The organism is Barnesiella sp. CU968 (genome assembly GCF_905219685.1).
GTDB lineage: Bacteria > Bacteroidota > Bacteroidia > Bacteroidales > Muribaculaceae > Lepagella > Lepagella muris_A.
Genome location: NZ_CAJMXD010000350.1, coordinates 1 through 3,044 on the forward strand (window position 1 = coordinate 1; position 3,044 = coordinate 3,044).

Genomic DNA, 3,044 nt, shown 5'->3' on the forward strand with positions numbered 1-3,044 from the left:
GATATATGCTATATAACATCAAAAATAATTTGCTTTTTAACATTCTTTAGTTTTTTGTATCGTTTTCTTCAGGTTGACGTTCACTTGATTTTATGGTCTGTCATATAAAAGATAAAAGAGACTGAATCGCAGATGCGATTCAGTCTCCTGATGTATTGGTTTTATCGGAGTCTTCATAGAACTCCATTGATATTAATCCTCACGGTTGCGGGGTGTGAAGGTGCGGGAACCATGGTCTCCGTCGCGGCGGGGTGCTCTGGGTCCTCTGTCTCCATCGCGGCGGGGTCCGCGTTCGAAGTTACCTCTGTCTCCATCGCGACGTGGTCCGCGTTCGAAGCCTGCTCTGTCACCTTCGCGACGTGGTCTGTCTTCGCGGCGGGGACGTGCCTCACGCTCTACATATCCTTCGGGCTTGGGCGTGAGAACACGCATTGAAAGGCGGTATTTGCCGGTTTTCTTGTCAATCTCAATGAGTTTGACTTTTACTTTGTCGCCCTCTTTCAGACCGCTTGCCTCCATGTTGTCAAGGCGATCCCATGAAATTTCGGAGATGTGGAGGAGTCCGTCGCGACCGGGCATGAATTCGATGAATGCACCGAAGTCGAGAATCGAACGGACGGTACCGTCGTATACCTCGCCTTCTTCGGGTTGGGCGACGATCGCTTTGATTTTGGCGAGAGCCGCGTCAATGCTGCTCTTGTCTTTAGATGCGATCTCCACTTTGCCGATGCCGAGTTTCTCGTCTTCATCGATAGATATGACAGTGCCGGTCTCTTCCTGGATTCCCTGAATGACTTTACCCTGCGGTCCGATTACTGCACCAATCATCTCCTTTGGTATCTCAAGAGTGACAAGGCGCGGAACATGCAGCTTGTAGTCTTCGCGAGGTGCGGGGATTGTCTCCTCTATGATGCCGAGAATGTGAAGCCTGCCCTGTTTTGCCTGCTCGAGTGCTTTGGCAAGAATCTCATAGCTGAGACCATCGCATTTAATGTCCATCTGGGTGGCTGTGATACCTTTTGTGGTTCCGGTCACTTTGAAGTCCATGTCTCCGAGATGGTCCTCATCACCGAGGATGTCGGAAAGAACTGCATATTTTACAGCTCCTTCGTCAGAGATCAGACCCATTGCGACACCGGCTACGGGGCGTTTCATGTGTACTCCGGCATCGAGCAGGGCAAGTGTGCCGCCGCAAACGGTTGCCATTGATGATGAGCCGTTTGATTCGAGGATGTCGGAAACAATGCGGCATGTATAGGGGAAATTATCCGGGAACATGCGCTTGAGGGCGCGGTGTGCGAGATTTCCGTGACCAACCTCGCGACGGCCTACACCGCGCTGTGGACGCGCTTCGCCTGTGGAGAAGGGAGGGAAGTTGTAATGGAGCAGGAAGCGCTCTTTGCTCTGGTTGAGCACATCGTCAACGATCTTCTCGTCAAGTGTAGTGCCGAGAGTGGCGGTTACAAGTGCCTGTGTTTCGCCACGGGTGAAGATTGCGGCGCCGTGAGGACCGGGAAGATAATCAACCTCCGCCCAGATGGGGCGGATCTCAGTGGTCTTGCGTCCGTCGAGACGAATGCCCTCGTCAAGCACGCAGCGGCGCATGGCTTCTTTCTCCACATCGTGGTAATAGCGTTTAACCATGGCTATGCGCTGGTCTTCTGTATAGTTCTCAAGCTGCTCTTCCGTCATTTCGGGAAGATTCTCGATATATTCCTCGCATATCGCCTTGAAAGACTCGTTGCGCCAGTGTTTATCGGCAGAGCCTGTGCGGGCGATCGCATATGCCTTGTCGTAGCATTTGGCATGAACGTCGGCGCGAAGTGCGTCATCGTTTACTTCGTGGCAGTATTCGCGTTTTACTTCCTTGCCAGCCTCTTTTACAAGCTCCATCTGTGCCACGCAGTGCTTCTTGATTTCTTCATGCGCAACCTTGAGGGCTTCGAGAAGTTCAGCTTCGGAAACTTCATCCATTTCGCCTTCCACCATCATGATGTTATCGTATGTGGCACCGACCATCAGTTCGATGTCGGCACGCTCCATCTGGGAGAAAGTGGGGTTGATCACCCATTCGCCGTCGACACGCGCCACGCGAACTTCGGAAATGGGTCCGTTGAAAGGAATGTCGCTTACTGCGAGCGCCGCAGAGGCGGCAATGCCTGCCAATGCATCGGGAGCATCGTTTTCATCAGCCGAGTAGAGAGTGACGTTTACGAAAGTCTCCGCATGATAGTTGTCGGGGAAGAGAGGACGGAGAACGCGGTCAACCAGGCGGGAGGTCAGAATCTCGTAGTCGCTGGCGCGTCCTTCGCGTTTAAGGAAGCCTCCGGGGTAACGGCCGATGGAGGCGTATTTCTCTTTGTATTCCACTGTGAGGGGCATGAAGTCAACGCCCTCGCCGGCTTCTTTTGCCGAACATACGGTAGCGAGGAGCATAGTGTTGCCCATGCGCACCTCCACCGCTCCATCCGCTTGCTTGGCAAGCTTGCCTGTCTCGATCGTGATCTCACGTCCGTCGGGCAGAGCGATGTTTTTTTTGAATGTCTGTAACATAAAATTCTTTATTGTTTTTCTTCGCGTTTGCGTAAATTTTTACAAAGTTAGCAATTTAATTCCACATTATTAAGGGATTCTTCGTATATTTGCAGTCACAATTCAAAAAAGATTTAAAAAAAAATTAATTATTCAATTTTCCCAAACGAAATTTTCTAAGATATGAAAATTATTGACATTTTCCATAAAATCCTTTTTCTCTCTCTTCCTGTGATGGTTCTTGCCGGTTGCGGTGAACCGAAATTCGCGGCAGGAGAATCAACAGTTATGCTTTCTATGGAATCAACCGGGAAATAGATAAATTTTCCATCAAGCGACAGACGGTATATCTCCGGAGAAGCAGGTGCGTCAGACTCCATTTCAAATTTGCCTGAAGATTTGATTCTGACGGAGTCAACCGGAATCCAGCGTCCGTAAAAGTCTGATTTTTCGAGCACCAGCGAACGGTCAGCTCCTCCCTCAACTTCTCCTGACACCTTGAATTTCGGTTC

Annotated in this window: 2 protein-coding genes; both read right to left on the bottom strand. The window is 50.5% G+C overall.

Going from position 1 to position 3,044, the window contains the following annotated elements:
* Positions 1-192: 192 nt before the first annotated feature.
* Entirely contained in the window at positions 193-2,553 is a 2,361-nt protein-coding gene (gene pnp, locus JX312_RS11270) for a polyribonucleotide nucleotidyltransferase (RefSeq protein WP_204458065.1), read from the bottom strand.
* Between the two features lie 155 nt (positions 2,554-2,708).
* The coding region (locus JX312_RS11275; protein ID WP_204458066.1) for a DUF4369 domain-containing protein at positions 2,709-3,044 on the bottom strand (336 nt) is incomplete at its 5' end.

Coding starts and splice junctions, on each gene's coding strand:
- pnp (WP_204458065.1), bottom strand. CDS start 2,553: ATGTTACAGACATTCAAAAAAAACATCGCTCTGCCCGACGGACGTGAG.